At 36.0% G+C, this 20,807-nt stretch carries 16 protein-coding genes and 1 pseudogene; 1 reads left to right on the top strand and 16 read right to left on the bottom strand.

The window, feature by feature from the left end; genetic code table 11:
• Positions 1–31: 31 nt before the first annotated feature.
• The 8 genes from ACFSO7_RS11720 to ACFSO7_RS11755 all read right to left on the bottom strand — a co-directional run bounded on the left by ACFSO7_RS11720 (position 32) and on the right by ACFSO7_RS11755 (position 10,340).
• Complete coding sequence (locus tag ACFSO7_RS11720; RefSeq protein ID WP_377877496.1) at positions 32–1,333, bottom strand: purine/pyrimidine permease; 1,302 nt, start codon at positions 1,331–1,333, stop codon at positions 32–34.
• A gap of 126 nt (positions 1,334–1,459) precedes the next feature.
• Positions 1,460–1,915 (bottom strand): nucleoside deaminase, encoded by a 456-nt coding sequence (locus ACFSO7_RS11725; protein ID WP_377877497.1) that lies wholly within the window; start codon positions 1,913–1,915, stop codon positions 1,460–1,462.
• A 323-nt stretch (positions 1,916–2,238) separates the two neighbouring features.
• Positions 2,239–3,780, bottom strand: a complete 1,542-nt coding sequence (locus ACFSO7_RS11730) for a xanthine permease (protein ID WP_377877498.1) — start codon at positions 3,778–3,780, stop codon at positions 2,239–2,241.
• A 451-nt stretch (positions 3,781–4,231) separates the two neighbouring features.
• Positions 4,232–5,182 carry a carbamate kinase gene (gene arcC, locus ACFSO7_RS11735; RefSeq protein WP_377877499.1) on the bottom strand — a complete coding sequence of 317 codons (951 nt, stop codon included), beginning with the start codon at positions 5,180–5,182 and terminating at the stop codon, positions 4,232–4,234.
• A gap of 21 nt (positions 5,183–5,203) precedes the next feature.
• Positions 5,204–6,379, bottom strand: a complete 1,176-nt coding sequence (locus tag ACFSO7_RS11740; RefSeq protein ID WP_377877500.1) for an ankyrin repeat domain-containing protein — start codon at positions 6,377–6,379, stop codon at positions 5,204–5,206.
• Between the two features lie 93 nt (positions 6,380–6,472).
• The gene (locus ACFSO7_RS11745; RefSeq protein ID WP_377877501.1) at positions 6,473–7,900 is read right to left on the bottom strand and encodes a YlbE family protein; all 1,428 of its coding nucleotides are present in this window, start codon (positions 7,898–7,900) and stop codon (positions 6,473–6,475) included.
• Between the two features lie 2 nt (positions 7,901–7,902).
• On the bottom strand, positions 7,903–9,453 hold the full coding sequence (gene fdrA / locus ACFSO7_RS11750; RefSeq protein ID WP_377877502.1) for an acyl-CoA synthetase FdrA: 1,551 nt from the start codon (positions 9,451–9,453) through the stop codon (positions 7,903–7,905).
• Entirely contained in the window at positions 9,450–10,340 is an 891-nt protein-coding gene (locus tag ACFSO7_RS11755; protein WP_377877503.1) for an oxamate carbamoyltransferase subunit AllH family protein, read from the bottom strand. Before ACFSO7_RS11755 ends, fdrA begins: the two co-directional genes overlap by 4 nt.
• A gap of 336 nt (positions 10,341–10,676) precedes the next feature.
• Between ACFSO7_RS11755 and ACFSO7_RS11760 the strand changes: the two genes are divergently transcribed.
• Positions 10,677–12,380, top strand: a complete 1,704-nt coding sequence (locus ACFSO7_RS11760) for a PucR family transcriptional regulator ligand-binding domain-containing protein (protein ID WP_377877504.1) — start codon at positions 10,677–10,679, stop codon at positions 12,378–12,380.
• 203 nt (positions 12,381–12,583) lie between these two features.
• Here ACFSO7_RS11760 and ACFSO7_RS11765 read toward each other — a convergent pair whose 3' ends face one another.
• The 8 genes and pseudogenes from ACFSO7_RS11765 to ACFSO7_RS11800 all read right to left on the bottom strand — a co-directional run bounded on the left by ACFSO7_RS11765 (position 12,584) and on the right by ACFSO7_RS11800 (position 20,743).
• Positions 12,584–13,816 carry a DUF438 domain-containing protein gene (locus ACFSO7_RS11765; RefSeq protein ID WP_377877505.1) on the bottom strand — a complete coding sequence of 411 codons (1,233 nt, stop codon included), beginning with the start codon at positions 13,814–13,816 and terminating at the stop codon, positions 12,584–12,586.
• Positions 13,817–14,026: 210 nt separating this feature from the next.
• Positions 14,027–15,247, bottom strand: coding sequence for an MFS transporter (locus tag ACFSO7_RS11770; protein ID WP_377877506.1), 1,221 nt, complete (start codon positions 15,245–15,247; stop codon positions 14,027–14,029).
• A 182-nt stretch (positions 15,248–15,429) separates the two neighbouring features.
• Complete coding sequence (locus ACFSO7_RS11775; RefSeq protein ID WP_377877507.1) at positions 15,430–17,226, bottom strand: ABC transporter substrate-binding protein; 1,797 nt, start codon at positions 17,224–17,226, stop codon at positions 15,430–15,432.
• 98 nt (positions 17,227–17,324) lie between these two features.
• A complete protein-coding gene (locus ACFSO7_RS11780) occupies positions 17,325–18,296 on the bottom strand; it encodes a Gfo/Idh/MocA family protein (RefSeq protein ID WP_377877508.1) in 972 nt (323 codons plus the stop codon).
• Positions 18,297–18,456: 160 nt separating this feature from the next.
• Positions 18,457–18,735, bottom strand: a complete 279-nt coding sequence (locus tag ACFSO7_RS11785) for a hypothetical protein (protein WP_377877509.1) — start codon at positions 18,733–18,735, stop codon at positions 18,457–18,459.
• A gap of 152 nt (positions 18,736–18,887) precedes the next feature.
• A pseudogene (locus tag ACFSO7_RS11790) lies at positions 18,888–19,264 on the bottom strand (hotdog family protein).
• A 101-nt stretch (positions 19,265–19,365) separates the two neighbouring features.
• A complete protein-coding gene (locus tag ACFSO7_RS11795; RefSeq protein WP_377877510.1) occupies positions 19,366–20,142 on the bottom strand; it encodes an AraC family transcriptional regulator in 777 nt (258 codons plus the stop codon).
• Between the two features lie 25 nt (positions 20,143–20,167).
• Positions 20,168–20,743: a LysE family translocator gene (locus tag ACFSO7_RS11800; protein ID WP_377877511.1), complete on the bottom strand. Its 576-nt coding sequence runs from the start codon at positions 20,741–20,743 to the stop codon at positions 20,168–20,170.
• Between the last annotated feature and the right edge of the window lie 64 nt (positions 20,744–20,807).

Below are 20,807 nucleotides of genomic sequence, written 5' to 3' on the forward strand. Positions count from 1 at the left end.
CAGCCTTTTTCTACTTAGTCTACATGATCATTCATGCACCTTCTATTGAACTTCTTCTACGCTTTAAAAGCAGTTCAAGAGAAATTGCCATAAATGTTCCTACTAGTAATCCATTTGAACATATATTCTGAAGTAAATAAGGTAAACCACTGAAGAATTCATCCGAAAGAAACATTGTCCCAATCCCCGCAAAAATTGAAATCCCCATAATGCAACTACTTTTTATTGTAAGCCCCTGTTTCTTTAGTGAGTATAGTGCAATCCTATACATTTCGATAAGTGTAGCTAAAAGTGCAGCACTCGCTACTGGTAATGGAAGTGCAGCTAGAAAACCTACGATCGGTGGGAACACCGATATCACTATTAATATTCCGCAAGCAACTAGAAATGGTAATATCCGATATTGCTTAGTTATTTTCACAAAGCCAGCGGTTGCTGGTAATGGAACCACTGCAATACTAGAAAACAGGGAAGCTACTATGTGTGAAACTCCCCCAGCCCATATACCAGAATAAAGCCTTTTCCGAAAAAAACTTTTTTGTTTAGGGATTGCTTCTTCGGCTGATGCAATGGCTGCAATAGTATTTGAGATTAATAAGAAAGTAAACAGAATTGCAGTAATCATAATGCTGCCATTAAAAACAGGAAGTCCCCAATCAAATAATTTTGGTAATTTTAATACTTCATCAGTACTAAATATAGATGTGCTATCTTTACCTAAAATCGCAAACATGATCCAACCAAACATAATGCCAATTAGAATTGCATAACTCTTTAACCAACCTTTTCCCTTTACGAGTAAAAGAATAATAAGAAAGAAGACAAATAATGATAGTATGAGACTTACGATATCAATTTGTCCTGCACCATTATTTGTTGAAACCATTCCCTTCAAAAATACACCACTAAGTTGTACAGCCAAGATAAGAAGAAAAACCCCAGTTACAATCGGTGTAAAAAGAAAAACTAAATGCCTAACCCACTTTGTTAGTCCCACTAATAATAAAATCAATCCCGATATGAGGATTCCTGATTCAAGTATTTGTAGAGTCTCTAACAACGGTTTCCCTTGCTGTATCCCTAAACTCGCGTAAATAACGAAAATACTTACCCAAGACCCTGCGGGGCCATCCGCAATTGGGTAACGATGTCCAAATTTCGCTTGTATAAATGAACTAAGTCCAACAATAAAAAACACTCGTTGCATAAGAGAGGATAATTCAGTAGAAGATAGTTGGAAAATATCCCCAACAACAATAGGGATTGCTATGGAATTAGCTAGTAGGTAAATAAGCCACTGAAATACACTTAAAGAATTGTTCTCCGTTTTCATTAGATGCCATTTTCACCATCCATTAAATTGAATCATACATTAGAATCTAGTATGACATAAATGACAAAATCCGGTTCTAAAAAGAGCCGGATTTAATCCATTTACAAGGTCAAACAGAATTAGACTTTACTTTTCCTCGTTTAATTTATGGAAATGCTCCCATAAATGATCACAGTCTTCTCTATTTTCAACTTTAATCATATTAAGGACGCTATCATCTTCACCTTTTAAAAACTTGCGAAGATGTTTGTCAGAAAACCCGTGTTCATGAGCATCTTCATTTGTGCTGCAATAGTATACGTTTTTAATTCCTGACCAGATAATTGCGCCAACACACATTGGACATGGTTCGCATGTAGCATAAATTTCACAGTCTGACAGGTCCAATGTACCTAACTTTTTACAAGCTTCTCTAATTGCGACCATTTCAGCATGTGCGGAAGGGTCAGTATCTCTTAACACTGTGTTACCGATAGCTACAACAACTTCTCCATTACGTACAATGGTTGAACCAAATGGGCCACCGACTTTTTTATTCATACCATCAATCGTAGCATCTACAGCTAATTTCATATAGTCCATTATGAAAGCCTCCAAAAAATAGATATTTTAATTATTAAATTGATGTTGCATACATATGATTCAGATCCATCTTACTTGAGAGTGTCAAAATGAATTATTGATTAAATAACACTTAACATTGAAACGATAAAGCTGATTGCCAAAACGAACTTTGCAATCAGCTTGTACCCAATCTTATATTCATCATTTGATCCTGGTGCAACATTTCTAAATCAAACTAGTATTTCTTGTGTAGGAAGAAAATCGATAACCTCAATCCTTCCATTGATTCATTCATTGAACGAATAAATGCGTTGAAGAAGAATGTATCACTAGTCTCTATTTTACTCTGTAACAGGTCCAATATTTTCTTTCTTATTTACATAAAGTTTATATGCTAAAAACGCTGCAATTAGTAAATATCCCCAAACGAAAGGCATAGCAATTGGTTGTGCAAATCCGATCGTGCTTGTATGAATTGCACCAACAAAAGTTAGAACGGCCCCTAGTACAGCAGCAACGATGCCTCCAATAGGCGTGTTACGGATCGTAAATATTGCTATACAGCCCCAAAGTACACTAGTAATAGGAGCTCCATTACCTAGAGCAAGCAAACCGTCGTAGAAAAGTCCAGCATTGTGCAGGGCAAGTGGAGAAACTTGACCGGCAGCAGTTCCCACCGTCATACCTGTAGCTGAAATTGCATTGTTAACAGCGGTAAGCGCCCAAGTAGCAACCCACGGGAAGAAACATATAAATATTACTGGGACTTCAAATTGCGGACTGTTTTTGACCGCTTGATGTCCTGTTACAATCGCAATAAACACAAGCATCGGAACAATAGCTGCAATTGGGATAACAGCTAATAACAGACCCATTAGACTTAAAATTGATAATATAAATATCGCAGCTGAGCTGGCAATAGAATAGCCTATACCTGCTCCAACTTCTTTCCAACCAGCATGTCCTACATATACTGTTACTGGGAATGGGTTACCACAAAGGCCACCTATTGCAGAAACGATACCGTTTGTAAGCATAACATCCCTAGTTTTGTACTCATCACCAACAACAGCAGCAGCTTCTACGTTTTCCAGATTAAAAATGTAGTTTGCCAACCCTAGAGGTACAGCTGTTAATAAATATGGCAGAGCAGCATCAATATGATCGAAAAGCCCATTTAAATGCAACATAGGTGGATTGAAGCCAAATGATTTTAGCGCTTCACTAACCGCTTCTGGACTTTGATATCCAAATATCCAAGCAATTGCAGTTCCAATTACAATCAATAATAAACCCGTAGGTATTTTCTTCATTATTGGATGTTTACTTAACCAGTTCATGAAAATAATGATAATTGCAACAAATGCCACTACAGGCATTTCAAAAGATTGCAGCATTGGGTTCATACCCAAAAATACAAATGCCAAACCTGCTAAAGCTGCGAGCAATACAGTTCTTGGTACGAACTTTCTAAGAGTATCACCCAGGAATGCACCTACTATTAGCATGGAAGCCTCAAAGAAGCACCAAAGCACACCAACTGTTGTTGTGAAAGCAGCATCCTTTGTTTGATGATATAGAGGAAGCATAATCACAAATACGATAAGAAAAATACCAGGTGAACTAGAACCTGATGGTAGTGCGGTAACATCTTTTCTACCTGTTTTCTTTGCTAATTTATAGGCAAAATATGCAAACACAAGACCAGATAGTAGGACGGCAAATCCAAAGCCCGGAACAATTTGTTTAAAAATAAACTCTTTGGGCATACCAACTACACCGATTAATAATGAGATCATAACCAAAAAGTCTGTTAAAACATTAACGAACAAACCGAAGGAAGCTGCAAAGTCTCCTTTTTTCCATAAAGATATTTTTTCCATCATTAACACTCCTTGCTTTTTTATTAAAAAAAGCCTGTTTAAGTTATGCTCCCAAAGCGAGGATCCATTCGTTTGTGAGCGTTTTCAATTCGTACAAAATCCCAGTGCGTGCGCCTATAGGTCTCTTCGATCTAAATTGAATTAATTAATTCTGCATTTTTGCAAGGCTTATTTTGATGCCTTTGTTTGGATTGAGTCTTTTAGGCATTTGCACTAACCTTACATGATTATTTTAAACAAAATGCACAAAATCGTCATTGTATACTGAACCCAAAAATACTTGCATGCTTTTAGGCAGACTGTACAATGTATTGTGTACAAAATAAGAAAGAAGCTTTAACCAGTCTACGGAAGTATCAAAATTGCTTAATACAACTTTTTTCATAAGATTTGAACAATAGTTATCGAAAGGCCAGCCTAAAATTTAGACCAGCCCAATTATATTTACATATTATTTAACAATATGCGTACCCGCTTTTTCAGCAATAGCATCCTTTAAGCTTTCCGGGTCTGTGATAATAACTCTAGAACCGTTCCGCTCAATGAAACTTAAACTGGCTTCAATTTTAGGTAGCATACTTCCTGCTGGAAAGTGACCTTCTTCAACATATTGTTTTGTTTCTTCAACAGTAATTTTTTCAAGCGCCTTTTGGTTAGGTTTACCAAAGTTAATACACACTCTTGAAACACCTGTTGTAATAATTAATGTTTCAGCGTTTACTTGTTCAGCTAATAAGCTTGTAGCGAAATCTTTATCAATGACAGCATCAATACCTTCGTAAGTGTTGTTATCATTTTTCACTACTGGAATTCCACCGCCTCCAACAGCAATAACAACATAGCCTGCATCAATCAAAGACTTAATTACATCTTTTTCAACAATATTGATCGGTCTTGGAGATGGAACCACTCTGCGATATCCACGGCCCGAGTCTTCAATGAAAGTCCAATCTGGATGCGCCTTTTTCATTTCTACAGATTGCTCAAGCGTAAAGAAAGAGCCTACAGGTTTAGTAGGATTTTTGAAGTTAGGATCTTCTTTGCTTACTTCCACCTGGGTGATAACTGTTGCAACCTTTCTATTCATTCCGCGATTGGCAAATTCATTCGTTAATGCCTGTTGAATTTGGTAGCCGATTCCGCCTTGTGTGTCAGCTACACAGTTAACAAGCGGCATTTCAGGCATACCCGCCACCTCATTTGCAATTTCAGAACGTCTTAGTCCGAATCCTACTTGTGGACCATTTCCGTGTGTAACAACAACATTGTAGCCTTCTTGTACCATGTCAGTAATATTGATAACGGTTTCCTTTACTGCTTCATATTGATCTTGAACAGAATCAAGGCCATTTTCTTTCACCAATGCATTGCCTCCAATGGCAACAATAACAACTTCTCCCACTTGTGTACCTCCTTTTAACTTTTAAACTTCTTTGTTCTTTTCAAGTAATTTGATAGATTGCTCTTTATGCAAATGATATAAAGGATTTGTTGGATCATTGGCAATAGCATTCTCGATTGCAGTAATAGCTTCATCATGCATGTCTAAAGATCTTAAGCTGTTTGCCTTATGAAAAGAGAAATCATATCTATTTGGTTGGAGAGCCAGCAACTTATCCATTTCAAAAACAGCTTCTTTATGTCTACCCAATTCTCTTAAATAATTGGATTTATGGTAACGATAAAATGTTTCCTTGGGATCTAGATCACAAGCCTTAGCATATTCATTAAGAGCTTCTTCTGGCTTCTTCCAAAGTCTATAGCAATTTGCCGTGTAGAAATAAAAGTCAAGTTCGTTAGGATTTAGAGCTAAAGCCTTGTTATATTCCTGTAAAGCTTCTTCGTATTTCTTTAATTCCTGTAAGAAGTAGCCTTTATAGTAATATAAATCAAGGTTTTTATTATCTGTTTCTAATGCTTTGCTTATAGTAGCAACCGCTTCTGCATACTGATCTTCTTTTGCTAGTGACTTCGCCTTAACAATCACTTCATTTGTTTCAAAATTTTCTTTAATAAGAATTTTAACAACCTTATGCTGTTTTAGTTCTTCAGCATGCTGAAGTGAGGACTTTCCATCTCTGTCTTCTAAATGTATATCCGCTCCAGCATCGACAAGAGTTTGAATAATATCAGAGTATAAACGCCCTCCATTGCCGAGAATAACTGCCTCTAATAGAGCAGACCAACCTAAGTTATTGACGTGATTTACAGGTACGCCAGCGTCGATACATACTTGAACTGTTTTTAAATAGCCCTTTTCGCTGGATGGCAATAAAGCTGTTCCTCCAAAGCGATTCACACTCTTTAAATCCGCACCCCCAGCAATCATTTGACGTGTAATTTCGTAAAATCCATTTGCGGCTGATGCGATAAATGGTGATAATTGAGTGATATCTCTTGTATTTACATCGCTGCCAGCATCAATGAGCATTTTTGCCACAGCAACTTGGTTCTTTAATGTAGCAACCATTAGGGCAGTACGGCCAAGTTCATCTTTATAATCAATACTTGCGCCTTCTTTTAATAGATTCTCAATAGCATTTAAATCTCCCCGTTCACTTGCAAGAAGAAGTTCTTTATTCAAGGATTGATTATCCACAATTTTTCTCTCCTTTAAAAAGGGGTCTGACCCCAGTACTCGTATCTCGTATGGGGTCTAACCCTTTATGTTTTGAGCCATAATTTAATGATGTTATTGAATGTTTTCGGCTAAGGCGAGCAATGCTTTTTCAAATGATTCAACAGGAGGGTGTGTAATACCCGCACCAATCATTCCAATTCCTGGATCTTTATGAGCGATCGCCGTATTAATAATTGGCATGATACCTGTTTGAATAACTTTCCGAACATCAATTCCTGTTGGAACACCCATGAAATCAAGTAACGGAATCGTTACATTTGGATTTTCATCTGTTGTGATTTCCTTCATTTTTGTCGTAAATCCAATTGCTTCTTCAACTGTTCCACCAACTAAAGCTACAATTGCAGGTGCAGATGCCATTGCAAATCCGCCGATACCATACGTTTCAGTAATTGCGCTATCACCGATATCAAGACCAGAATCCTCTGGCTTATAGCCAGCAAACATTGGGCCAATTACTTTTTGTGCTGGCCCTGTGAACCAAGTGTGTCCAGCCATACCGCTTACACGAATACCAAATTCCACACCATTACGAGCCATAGTTGTAACAATCGTACTATTCTCAATGCCATGTGCAGCATCTAGAGCACATTTGCTCATCGCCATCCAAGTTGGACCAGAGAAATAGTCACTGCTTGCGATGAATTCAAATACTTCACGCTTTTGCTCAGTTGTATAATCTGTTTGAATGATATAAGGAGTTAGTGCTTGAACTAATAGAGTCGTACCAGCCACGTTTCGGTTATGACACTCATCACCCATATGAAGAGCTTGAGCAAGCATTAAACGAAGGTCAATTCCATCTGGGTTTAACTTCATTGCATCTCTTAACATTGGGCCAAATACATCACGCATCCAAATTAAACGATTAATAACACTTTCATCGTTCGCACCCATACGAAGGATTTTCGCTAATTGCTCACTTAGGTTTGTATAAGCAATATTTCCGTATGTTTTGTTTTCAACAATATGCATGAACATAGATGCAGATGTTACCCCAGCCATGGAACCAACACAATTGTGCTCATGACACGGTTTAAAAGTAATCGTACCAGAAGCTGCAACTTGCTCTGCTTCTTCGATTGTTTTTGCTAAGCCTTCGAATACGATCGCTCCTGTAACGGCACCTTTCATTGGTCCATTCATTTTGTCCCAAGTAATTGGAGGACCAGCATGAAGAATTGTCGTTTTAGTCATACCAGGTACACAGTTGATCGCTTGGTCATAGCCAATTAATACTGGCTGTGAGTTAATGATTCTTTCAACTGCTAATTTGTTAGCTTCTTCAATTTTCGCCATAATTGCTGGATCTTCAAGCTTATCCAGCGCAGCAATTAGTGCAGGATTTCCTCGTCCTGGAGGAGTCCACTCCAAATGAGTAACTACTGCGTTTTGCTCTTGCATGTCATCTTTAAATGACTCAATCCCTACATTGATTACATTAAGCTTACTATTAAAAAGTTCGTTAATTTTGCTCATGGCTATTCCCCTTTCACAACGAATTCTCTAGCCAATAGACCAGCATTCTGACTGCTGCTTGCATGGGTTACACCTGCAGCTAATAATTTATTTACTTGCTCATCAAGGTTTTGACGATCTAATTCTGTTCCAAGAACATATCCGATGATTTCTAAGTGTCTGCCTTCAGCCTCTGCATTTTGTTTTGCTTCAATCATTGCTGGTAGCATTGCACCAACTGGATCTTCATGCGCACCGTAGCCTAATACGAAGTCCATAACGATAACCCCTACTGCTGGATCTTTTGCTTCTTGGATGAATCTTTCGATACGAGTAGATGGGTCAATCATTGGATGTGGCTTGCCTTGTGTAAATTCATCATCACCGAAATCGATGAATGTATGCTCAATGCTAGTATTTCTATTTGTTAAGCGATGTTCAGGCTTTTTAGAAATATTGCTGTAAACGTTATCAAACTTTTCCATTGCTGCATGCATTGCTTCATCACAAAGCGTACCGCCGCTGAATAATCCTCGGATATATTTTTGTTCTGGCTTTAACTTAGTGCGAACTTCTTCAATTAATGGAATGTTTAGTGCACGTTTGTTCAGCTTGCTTTCATCTGCACCCGCTAATACAACAGCTTTAATTGCAGCCTCTTTAGACATTTTTGCAAAATGGCCGCCAGCTTCTGTCACTGCAGCTTCGTCGCCGCCGATGAACCATACGACTACTGGTTTCTTACATTCTTTAATTTTTGCTAAAACCTTTTCTTGAACACTTGGTGCAGGTGGCTTAGAAACAAGTACGATCACTCTTGTTGCTTCATCGTCTTCAAGAGCTTGAATACCATCTAGCATCATGATTCCGCCGATTTCTTCTTTTAAATCTCTTCCGCCTGTACCGATTAATTGGGAAATACCGCCGCCAAATTCATGAACACGAACGGTTACTTCCTGGCTTCCTGTTCCAGAAGCAGCTACGATACCGATATTGCCTTGTCTTACTTTATTAGCGAAGCATAGGGCAACATTTCCGATGATAGCTGTCCCACAGTCTGGACCCATCATTAGTAAGCCTTTTTCATGTGCTAATTGTTTTAAAGCTAATTCATCTTCAACGCTCACGTTATCACTGAAAAGCATAACGTTTAAATCATTTTCAAGTGCTTTTTTAGCTTCTCTTGCTGCGTACACACCGTTAACAGCAATAACTGCTAGGTTTGCACCTGGAATATTTTCAGCTGCAGAAGAAATCGTCGCGTATTTAACCTCGCTTGCTCCTGCTTTTGAAGGACCCTTCTTTTTCGTTAATAATTCGTTGATGCCAACGAAAGCGTTTTCGCATAGTTCATCTGATGCAGCCTTAACAACAATAATCAGGTCACTAGTTCCCGCCGCTTCAATTTCAGGTGTAAGTAATCCAACGTTTTTCATTACTTCTTTATTCATTTCAGTACCCATTGCAATAATGGCTTGCTCAACGCCTTCAATTTGGTTTGCTTTAGTTGATAAAGACATTAGCGATACTGAATCAAAATACGTGTTTGGCTTGATTACAGCTTGTACAGTCATAATTTACCTCCGACTATTATATTGTGCTCTAATCCGCAAATAAGCCCGTAGGCTATATCTGTCCCAGATGATGAGCCGATGTTTAATACTTTGGTAAGAGAATGGATTACCTCTTCCTCTTCTCCTCTTAGCAAGGATTTGACTAGAAGAACGATAGACTCTCTTACTTTTCCTACAGAAGCCTTTTTTAAAGTAAAAAAGCTTATCTCATTCGTTAAAGGCCTAGCAATGTCTACAACTTCCCTACAAAATACATGTAGATGATCATTGGGGCTATTTCTAAGATTAAAGGTAGTTAATAACCCTACTAAAAAATCATCCCCAGAGGGTGTTAAGCCTGGACCAAGGCCAATAAGGGCACGAGCATGTTGTAAGGCGCTTGTCAATTTTAAATCCTTTAGTTCTTTTAGTAAGAGACGTGATTTTTCTTCAAGCATTTTATGTGTTTCAATTTCAAAGGCGTTATGAGACATTGGGTTTTTTTTCATGCCACCGCATTTACCATGAATACCGATGTAATCCCTAGCCTTGGAAATATTGCTTCTAGCTATAGTCACATCAACATCATTAGGAAATTCAGGTAAAATACTCTCCCACTTTTCACTATTTTCAATTGAAATGGCTAGTTTATCAGCAATACAAAGTTTTCCATTTACAATATTCACCTGGTCATTTACTTCAATATCCGTTTTTTCAAAACTAATTAGATTTATAACAAGTGTATTGGGTCCATTATCCATTTCACTACATGCAATGGTGTATATTTCATCATTTTCTAAACATTTAATATTAAATGTGCGTTTAAATATACTATGAACATAACCACTTATTTCCCGCCGATTAATTCTTTGAATAAAGTCGCCATCACCAGATTTTGCAAAAATCACTAGAGTCACCTCTGATTTGGAAGACTAACTTAAACAAATCTGATTATTTTGCATCAAGTCAAAAAAATTGTTCAATTTGTTTATAATCAGTTCCTCCTTTTAGGTTTGAATGATGTTTAACAACTTCTCTTGTCACTTACTATAAATGGTTACAGCATACAAGCTACTAACCAATATCTATTGACAAATAACAAACCTTACACGATTATTTTAGGTATTATACATAAAAAGTACATCGTTTAATTAAACCAAAAAAAAACAAAACCATTTGTGCATGTTATACAAATATATGTGTCCAATTTTTGTTGGAAATACGTTCTTTTAGGAGTGTAAAAAATGCTAACAGTTAAAGACTTATTAAATATTAAAGCCATTGATGGGCTAAAGATTATTGCCGGAGAATCAGGGCTACATAACGAAATATCGATTGTCAATATAATCGAAAATCCCGATGCATTTGACTGGCTTTCTCCTAACGAACTACTTTTATCAACAGGTTATATATTTAAAGAAAACGAAGAGCTTCAAAACAGGATAATCAAGGAGCTTTCAGAAATTAACTGTGCGGGTCTTGTAATAAAAATGAAGCGGTACTTTGATAAAATTCCGCAAAACATGATTGATCAGGCTAACAAATATGGATTACCTCTGATAGAGCTACCGTTTGAATACACACTTTCTAGGGTAATCTCCATTATTAATGAAAAAGCATCTGGGAGATATGATGAATTAAATAGGAAAACGTTGGACATGCATAATTTATTTTTTCGTATTACGTTGGAAGGTGGGGGAATTGAAAAAATTTCTTCCATGCTATCCAGTACAATAAATAATCCGATTATCATCGTGGACAGAGATTGGAATTTACTACAATATACAGAACATAGGAGTAACAACATTCCTCTTGAATACTGCCTAGATTTGGTTAAAAATAGACAGGTATTTAACAATGATTTTATTGAATCCATACCTCAAAATATTAAAGAGATTAAAAAGTCGATAAAGAGGATTTATCACTTGGAACAGATGGAAATTAAATGTCGAATTCTACCTGTTGCTGTATCCAAAGATATTTATGGTTATATAGTTGTTTGGCAAACCGTTCGTGAACTAACTGAATTTGACTATATTATTTTAGAACAAGCTGCGACAGTTATGGCTCTTGAAAGGATAAAAGCAAAGGAAATTGAAGAAGTCAAATTAAAAATAAGGCAGGACTTTTTTGATGATTTACTTTCTGGAAAAATAACATCGAATGATACTCTTCAAACCTTATGTGATTTGCATGGATTAAATCCTACCTATATGTATTACAGTATGATTGTTAATATTGAACCTAAGAAATTTGATGATCATGAAGATATGATTATTGGAAAATACAGAATGGAGAATATTGCAAAAAAATGCGTAGAACTAGTATATGATTTCTCATATAAAGCAGAGGGAGAAATTACTTGCTTTCATAGAAACAATAGAATCATCATTCTAGTTGGCCAAAGTAATGATCGCACCTCCATAACGGTTAACGCTTCTAAACAATTTGCTAGTGTGTTACACGAAGAATTTACTAAAAAAATCCAAGAAACAACCTTCATGTTCGGTATCGGTCAGCAATACCAACGGATAAACTCCCTTCACAAAAGTTTTTCCGAGGCGAGTGAAGTTATTAGGCTGATGCAACAAGTTAATGAAAGAAACGAAATCTCTCATTTTGAAGATTATTCTGTGTATCACCTTTTAGATTCAAATATAAAGGTAGCAGCATTAGAGGACTTTTTCCAAAAATGTCTTGGAAAAATCTTTGAGCATGATAAAGTGCACCGTACAGGCTATATATCAACCCTTGAAAATTATTTTATCAATAATCTTAACGTTTCTGAGACGGCAAAAGCAATGTTTTTACATAGAAATACACTCATCTACCGAATCGATAAAATTAAGGAAATTTTAAATACAGACTTGAAGCATTCGGAGGAATTGCTGCGGATTCAAATCGCTTTGAAAATATACAGAATATTATATAAAGGTTCAGCCATCTAAAATTTCAATAAGTTATGGACGGAGGGAATGGAAGCTTCCCCTTCGTCCTTTCAGCTTAGGCATCCATTCTTCTTTTGTAAAAAGGTCTAATTGGAAAACACTCGTCTCCCAATTAGAAATTGTCCCATAGATGTAGCCCATGGGACAAAACACCGGTTTTCCAATTAGATGATGGGACAGGGGCCCACATCCAACTTGATCTATTATGACAATATCCGTTTTTCCCCTTCAATTGCTTGAATTGGATCGATATTTTGAGTAAATTCTAGAGTACCGATGTATTTACTATTTTCATCACGAACAGCGAAATAACGAATATATACATATTTATCACGGAACTTGATATAGAAATCCTCCGTGTCTTTCTTGCCTGCTTTAAAGTCAGCCAATAGCTCCTCCACAACATGAACACTTCTCGGTGGATGACAGTTTTGTACAGTTCGGCCTATAACTGCTTTAGTACGGGCAAAAATTCTTTCTTTTCCATGAGAGAAGTAGCGGACAACATCCTCTTGATCAATGAAAGTGATGTCTACAGGCAAATGGTTTAAGAGCAGCTCCAACTGTTTTAATGACAAAATACCTGTTTCCATCTTAATATATCCTTCTGACATGGCATTCTCATGCAGTTCCTTTCTATCGGGCTTCCATTCATCAACAGGTCCTGTCAGACAAAATCCGATTTCATCACTTTCATGAGCAATTTTTACCCATTCATCTTCTGTAAAATGATTCAAAGCCATTGGGAGGAGCATTTGTTCTTCTCGAAAAATCATATCTTTTACTTCATTTATGATATAGGTAACAACGTGGACGATTGCCTTTTTGTCCCCATTGTAAGTAGCTAGTTTTTGTTTTGCTTCCTTTATCGCATCTCGGATGAAATCATCAATTCTCCACATATTGTTGGTCGGTCCGTATATCCCGTACTTTTCTAAATATGGGAAAATTAGATTTTCTTTACGACTGTAGTGTTTGTCAATATCAAGCAGCAGATTGATATCACCCAATAGCTTGTAGACATTTTCAGTTGTATCCTCTATTACAAACTGATCTAAATGCATTTGAACCTGTGATTTTAAGAGTTTTTCAAGTTCTCTGTTTTCCATTTTAAAGGTATGAACTGGATGTCCTGGACAATCTTCAGGTCGTTTTGTTTGATCGCTTTTTACCTCAATCGCCCCTTTAAAAATAGCTGTATGCTGAGTGTATATACGCTGTAATTCATCAACAGATATACTTCCTTCGTCTACAAATTCATGTTGGAGTTGGGCAATTTCATCAACAGTAATTTTTCCGATAAAGGTATCAAAATGAGCTTTTACCTCTTCCAAGTTCCTTCCGTTATGAAGATCATTAAAGATTTCTTTTAATTTCGCCATTCGGTTCTTATTTTTCATCAGTTGTTGTTCACGGTTATTTATAATTTCGCTCATGAGGAGTCTCCTTCAATGTGGAATAGTAACTCTACTAGTAATGAGATTGTTTCTCACTAATAAAATAGCACTTTCCACCGCGAAAGTTTGTGATATACATCATAAGGCCTTTCATCACTTATTCTTGTTGTTAAGTCATCAATCATGTGGGGTATTAAATTAGTACCACCGGATATTGGAGTTCGCTTCTCAAATGATACTACCCTCAAACTATTTAATACTCCAAAGAGTGCTTTTACTGTAAAACAAAAAAATTATTAGGTTGATGATAGCCGAGCTTAAAAACACTGATGATGTTCCCCACCAACTTATCATCCAACCTGAAATGAGCATCGTAACAGGCATTCCGATTCGAAAGAGGGTACCCGTTAGACCACCTATTCTTCCCATTAAGTTCGCAGGTGTTTGCTCATGTCTAAAGGTGTAGGCACAAATGATGTAAATCGTTGTAGCAAAACCATTCAACACTAATGAAATGGCAAAGAGATAGTAATTGTCTGTATAATATAGTCCTAAATAAGCAAATGCATTCATCATGATCGACACACCAAACATCAAACCAAGTTTCCATTTTTTTCGAAGTGAATTGATTGTTATACTAGCAACTAATCCTCCAATACCGGCAAAGGATAGAATCATAGAAAGCGAGGAATTCGTTAATTTTAGGTCTGCCGTACCAAAGATCAAAACAGTTGTACTCACTACGGTCATCGTACTGTTAATAAAAATAATAAAGATGGTCATCGTCTTTAACGCCTTATTATGTCTAAATGCATCCCAGCCTTCTTTAAAATCAAGCCAAAATGATGTTCTTTTCGTTCTTTTTTCCGGCTCCTCTATCGTTAGACCCAAAATGAGTAAGTAAGAAACTATATATAGAATCACGGTCACTAATATTCCTTGTGTTTTGTTAGCAAAAAGTAAGACAAGTCCTAGAAATACAGGTCCCATAATACTAACAAAGGTTTCAACGAAGCTGAGCTTTGCATTGGCAGATGTTAGCAAATAAGCTGGAACGCTAAATTTAATTAGACTAATTTGCGTATTAAAGAATCCGTAATTCAAAGTCATAAGTATAAACCCGAGAATATAATAAACGATAGGCTGATAAAGTTTGGTCCCAAACAGGAAATACATTAAAAATAGTACTACGGCTTGAATGGAAATCATCAATAATGCCCATTTCTTTTTGTTGACTCGATCGACAATAACACCAATGAATATACCAAAGAATAAGTTTGGTAATAACTCAGCTGTCCTCATCGACGTCATGACAACGGATGAGCCATTTGAGAGATCATACATAATTAAAGGCAATAGCAGCTCATAAATTTTGTTTCCGATGCTAAGCAATAAGCTTGCAGATAGAAGTAAAGTAAACTGTCTCAATTTCCAAATACTAATAGTAGGTGATGTGTATTCCAACGCCATATAAGATGCCTCCAAAATCAATTTGTACCTTAATCTTATATGGATAGTGAGTTGCTAAAAATAGTAAAGTAGTGCTGATTTTTTCGGGTTTTTTAAGAAAGATTTGTTCAATGCCATAGATGATACACAGAGCTTATGAAAAAACAGAGACACTGCAGCATAGGTGGCTGCGGTGCCTCTGTTTAGTTGGATGAAATTCTAAAGTGCTTATACCATAAATCCTTAAAGTCAATCCACTTTCTTGAATTAAAATGGACACCTTCTAAAGAAACATCATAGGAAACCTCTACCTGCTTATGGACCAAGAAGGTAATAATACCATTATCAACAAGAAATTTCTCCAAATCCCTGTAGAGCTTCAATCTTTGTTTGGAATTGATTTCGCCTCTTATTTGACCAATGAAACCCAGCATTTTATTTCTCAAAGGTTCTGTTAACAATGGAAAAATAAACCCTTTCTCAAATAAAAGTAGTTCGAACAGTGAGATAAAGCCTTCATTCGGAGTGCCTTCAAACATGATCATATCGGCGCTACTGAGAACATCACTGCACTGAATTTTATTCCACCCAACAATCTTTAGCTCTAAACGAACCCCCGCTTCAGCTAGCATTCTTTGTATCACTTTTCCATCTAGAGAGTGTCTTGTATAGGTGTAAAGTGTTATTTTCTCGCCTAAATAGCCGAAGCTTTTTAGTTTCTCTTTTATAACAGATAGCGGTGGATTTGGGGCAGTGACAAACTCAGCTTGCTCTTGGTCAATTAAAAACCCGTCGGCTGGCTGTAAACGTGGTTTCCCAAGGCCTGCCAGTTTTTTACGATCGAAGAGTTGCCCGAGTATTTTCCGTATCTTTACATTTTTTAGTGGACCATCCTTGACTGTATTAAAAGTGATGACATTTGTTCCAGAAAAACTAACACTGGTTGTATCCCATTTCTCCTTTTCATCCCTTTTTGTTTCTCCTGTATCAAGAAATATTTTATTTAAGCCCTTGATGCTATCTTTTAACTCCTCGGGAATCTGAATGATTTCAATCTTATCTAGGTGCGGCCGATAGCCAAAATAGTTAGGATTAGCCTGTATCACACAGGAGGCTGACTCAATTTTTTCAAACTGAAAGGGTCCCGTCCCAAAGGGAAACTCAAAGAAACCTTCATGAGAGTGGGCGGTATCAATGATTGACATAGGTGTGTACGCTAAATAATGAAGAAATAAATGATTCGCTTTATTTAATGAAAAAGAAATCGCATACTTTGATAGAACCTTTATCTCCAAAATATCATCCATGAGCCACTTATGTGGGGAATGACGTAACCGTTCAATCGAGTTTTTCACTACATTGGCAGTCAATTCTTTTCCATTATGGAATTGAACTCCTTTACGTAAAAAGAAAACCCATTCCGTACAATCCTCGTTATTTTCCCAGCTATGTGCCAGACTTCCGGTAAACTCCCTTGTATCTTTGTGATAATCGACGAGTGTATTATAGACTTGTTTAACTAAGTGTGCATCGAAATCAAAGAACACCTGACACGGGTCGACTGTTGTAATAGGGCGATAGATGGGGAATCTTAAGATTTCTAACTCATTTTCAGAGTATGGTATTTTTTTATAGCCGAAGTAGTTGGTAATCCAGTTAATGACGTATTCCTCTACTTCTGTGCTTTTACCGAATTCTTTCACCAAATCTAATGCCTTATTTACTTCATTTTCTTTGATAAGGATTTTAATTTGCTTTAGTAATGATGAGTTTAGGCTTTCTAAAAAGGTGATGGTAGATGTATTTCCTCTCCCCCTTCCAGACGTAAATTCGATTAATCCCTCTTCTATTAATTTGTTTAAGATCAACTTTACGTTTCTTTCAGTACAAAATAATGTTTGAGCAATCGTGGTCATGGAAATGGGTAAATGCACATAATTTTCAACGTCTTGGTATGCTCGCCTTAATAGTAAAAAATAATAGTATGTTTGAAGATTCATAGCTACCTCCATCCTACTCCGATATAGTTATTATAGATCTCCTGTAACAATTTTTCATATCTTGATAGGTAGGGTGAATTTATTCTTTTCTTTTTGTGTTATTCCACTTTCTTACTAGATTCGAGTAACTGCTCAAGCACCTCCTGAACTTTTACACCTTCATGGAAGGTGACAAGGCCAGTTGTAGCACCAGTTACACATGCCACAATATCATTTATGAATCCTGTAAAATGATTTTCTTGCGGTAAACTAACCTTCTCCATTTTGGTTCCTTTCGTCGCCTGCCATAATTCTGTCCAATTCACAAGAGACAGCACTCCATTTGTTCCATATAGAGTGAACTTTATTTCCTCCTCCATTCCAATTTCGGAGATACCATTAAACAAAATTGGTGTTCCATCCATTAAAGTAGCCATTGCAATTACACTTGACTCACATAAGTCAACTGTAGCTGGGTACTCCACCTTCGAGGTAATATTCTCTATATCTCCGAATAATCTTTGAATCATTTCGATATAATGTGGGAAAACCTCTCGTATAAAGCCTCCCTGCTCTCGGGACTGAATCCAACTATTTTTTTGCCAGGTTCGAGGCCATTCAGTAAAGTGGCATTGTACTTCGATTCTTCTTAATTCCCCTAGGAACCCTTCCTTTACATGTTCTTGCATAGTTAAAAAGGATGGGCGATAAATGGTTGGGAAGTTCATAATATGTATAATATTATTTTTTTCAGTGAGAGCTAGCATTTCTTTTGCCTCTGGCAACGAATTAGCTAATGGCTTTTCGCATATGAAATGTTTTCCTCGCTCTATGATTTCTTTTGCCAATGGATAATGATATTTAGGTGGAACAGCTAAATAAATGAAATCAACGTCTGGTGTTTCCATCAGCTTAATTGAATCATGAAACACCTCAACACTGTATTTCTCTCCAACAGTTTTTAATCTAGTTTCATCTGTATCAAATATTCCGACTACCTCTGTTTGCGGATGCTCGTTAAAAGCTTGCAGAAGTCTTTCACCTACTCCACCAATTCCAATAATTCCAATCTTATACTTGCTTTTCAGCATACTTTAACCCCCTAACTTAATATTCTTTTATATTTTCATAATTTGCCCTTTTTAAAAATGGAAGAATGCAATATATTATTTCAGCTTTTATAATAAGGAAAAACCGAAGTCCTAAAATGACTTCGGCTTTGCTTTAATTATTTCTATGTAGCTTTATTAATCAGTGAACATGTTTGTTAAGCAAATTTAGAAAATATGATTGAGCTTTTGAACTATTCATTAATCTTTTAACTCTAAACGGACTATCTAAATATCGTCGTGTTTTATAATTCATCACAAATAATTTTCGATATTTCTCTTCCTGATAAAGTTCTTGAAACCAGGGCAGTTTATTCAATTCATGTATATGGGAATCAATTCTTCTTGTATCAATACTCCTCCATTCATACAAAGGGTGTGTAATCGCGATGATAACATCAAGAATATAAGATATTTTCATTCGTTTACCTCCTAATTCTATATTATATAGTTTGATCAATTAGAAAAACTGCCATCCGTTTGAATGACAGTCTTGTTATTCATATTTAGTTTTCTCTCTAATATTTTTTTCAAAATAGTCCTATAAATACTGTCGTTATTGAAGTAGTGAATTTAAAGTATTACACCTGAAAAATCCCCTTTTAATACTTCTTTTTATTCTGATTTTTACATAAGAAAGATGCCATAATAGCTGTTCTATTATTTTCTTGTCTTTCGTATTTTTCAATTATAACTTCACATATTATTGTATCTCCCGTAAACACAGGTCTTAAAAACTCAAAATTCATTGTACGAGCGAGTACGTTGTTATCGCCTCCTATTTTTGTTGGTAATGTAGCTGTTAGCAATCCTTGTATAACAAGTCTTCCCTGTTCATCAGGAGTAACATGGTGAGATCCTTCATCACCTGAAACCTTAGTAAACAATTCAACATCTCTTACTGTAAAAGTTCGTTCAAACAATATGATATCCCCAACTTTTAATGGCATTTAAGTCTCCTCCTGAAGGTTTTAAACTGAAAGCATAAAATAATATTCAGGTGATTCGTTTAAATCCCCCTTAAATTTCAATCATTTTTATAAATTTCTTCTCAATTTAAATATGACATATATTCATATGCTGTTGTTCCATATATGCTTTTAAAGTGTTTATTTAAATGGGTTAAATCAACAAAACCACATTCAGTTACGGCTAAATATACATCTCTTTTTCTTTCTATTAACTGCTTTGCACATTCAATCTTATAATTAAGAAAGTATTGGTATGGGGAAATTCCAGTATGTGCTTTGAATAATCTAATAAACTGAAACTTTGATAAATGTAGCTCTTTACAAATTTTATCAAGTTTCAGTACGTTTTCTAAGTTGGAATGAATCAAATCCTTTGCTTTTCTAATTAAAGCATTATCTTTCTTATGGTTTGTAGAAAGATTATTTTGAATAAGACTATCTGTCAGGGATAAAAGTAATTCAGTGCACAAAGCCTCATCTTTTTCGCTTAATATAGCACTTGCAAGACTTAATATTCCTTGCTCAAGTCTTTTATCATACACAATTGGAGTTAAAAAACGTACTAGTTCTTTCTTCTCAGTAACTTCCAACATTAATGGTTGATCAATATATAGCATTACATAATCAAGTCCTGCCTCATCGTGTGCCATTCCATCATGTGCCTGTTCTGGGTTAAAAAGCATCACACCATTTTGATAGGATAATTGTAAACTACCTTCCAAGTTATAGTGTTGAATGCCACGCAATGTTACACCAATTGCATATTCTTTGTGTGAGTGCTTTTTATATTTAAAATCTGTAATACTTGCAGACAATGCAGTAATACCTGCCGACTTTTTATAGATAAATTTGTCCACTTCATTCACCTCTTATAGCGCTATGCTACATCCAGATCATGAATACAGCATAGACCAAACATAATGCCATTATTACATTAACAACCTTTTTATGCTTTTGTAAAAACTGCTTAAAGATTGCACCGAAAAGTACCCATGTAATAAATGCTAAAAATCCAATGATTGTTATAACTATAACACTTATTGCCACAGCTGATATTTCGGTAAAATAAGGCAAAACAAAGCTAGGAATGACAGTCAGCGTAAATAGTACTACCTTTGGATTTAAAAACTGCATAAGAAATCCAGAAATAAAAGTGCCAGTTTTATTTTCAGCTGGTTCTGATGTATCCATTTTGTAAATTTGATAGGCAAGATATAACATATAAATGGATCCGATAATCTGCATACCAATTAGTATTTTTGGTATGACCGTTAGAAGTACTGTATTTAACAAAGCAGATACGCCAAGTAATAAACCAAAAGCAATAGTTGCCCCGTACGTATATTCCATTGCCTTCTTGGGCCCAAAATTATGCACTGTATATAAAATGACGATGTTTGTAGGTCCTGGAGTAAATGTAACAATAAAACTGTAAAATAATAAGGATGTAATATTCATGAGGGTAACTCCTTTCGAGATATTCTCATGTATATTACACCTTAAAATGAAACAATTTATAGTA

Origin of the sequence: Bacillus sp. CGMCC 1.16607 (genome assembly GCF_042683745.1) — a bacterium.
Taxonomy (GTDB): domain Bacteria; phylum Bacillota; class Bacilli; order Bacillales; family Cytobacillaceae; genus Pseudoneobacillus.

Excerpts from the sequence above, each read along its gene's own strand:
- fdrA (WP_377877502.1), bottom strand. The coding sequence starts at position 9,453 with ATGACTGTACAAGCTGTAATCAAGCCAAACACGTATTTTGATTCAGTA.
- ACFSO7_RS11725 (WP_377877497.1), bottom strand. The coding sequence starts at position 1,915 with ATGGACTATATGAAATTAGCTGTAGATGCTACGATTGATGGTATGAAT.
- ACFSO7_RS11745 (WP_377877501.1), bottom strand. The coding sequence starts at position 7,900 with ATGAGCAAAATTAACGAACTTTTTAATAGTAAGCTTAATGTAATCAAT.
- ACFSO7_RS11800 (WP_377877511.1), bottom strand. The coding sequence starts at position 20,743 with ATGAATATTACATCCTTATTATTTTACAGTTTTATTGTTACATTTACT.
- ACFSO7_RS11780 (WP_377877508.1), bottom strand. The coding sequence starts at position 18,296 with ATGCTGAAAAGCAAGTATAAGATTGGAATTATTGGAATTGGTGGAGTA.
- ACFSO7_RS11770 (WP_377877506.1), bottom strand. The coding sequence starts at position 15,247 with ATGGCGTTGGAATACACATCACCTACTATTAGTATTTGGAAATTGAGA.
- ACFSO7_RS11760 (WP_377877504.1), top strand. The coding sequence starts at position 10,677 with ATGCTAACAGTTAAAGACTTATTAAATATTAAAGCCATTGATGGGCTA.
- ACFSO7_RS11785 (WP_377877509.1), bottom strand. The coding sequence starts at position 18,735 with ATGAAAATATCTTATATTCTTGATGTTATCATCGCGATTACACACCCT.
- ACFSO7_RS11765 (WP_377877505.1), bottom strand. The coding sequence starts at position 13,816 with ATGAGCGAAATTATAAATAACCGTGAACAACAACTGATGAAAAATAAG.
- ACFSO7_RS11720 (WP_377877496.1), bottom strand. The coding sequence starts at position 1,333 with ATGAAAACGGAGAACAATTCTTTAAGTGTATTTCAGTGGCTTATTTAC.
- ACFSO7_RS11730 (WP_377877498.1), bottom strand. The coding sequence starts at position 3,780 with ATGGAAAAAATATCTTTATGGAAAAAAGGAGACTTTGCAGCTTCCTTC.
- ACFSO7_RS11775 (WP_377877507.1), bottom strand. The coding sequence starts at position 17,226 with ATGAATCTTCAAACATACTATTATTTTTTACTATTAAGGCGAGCATAC.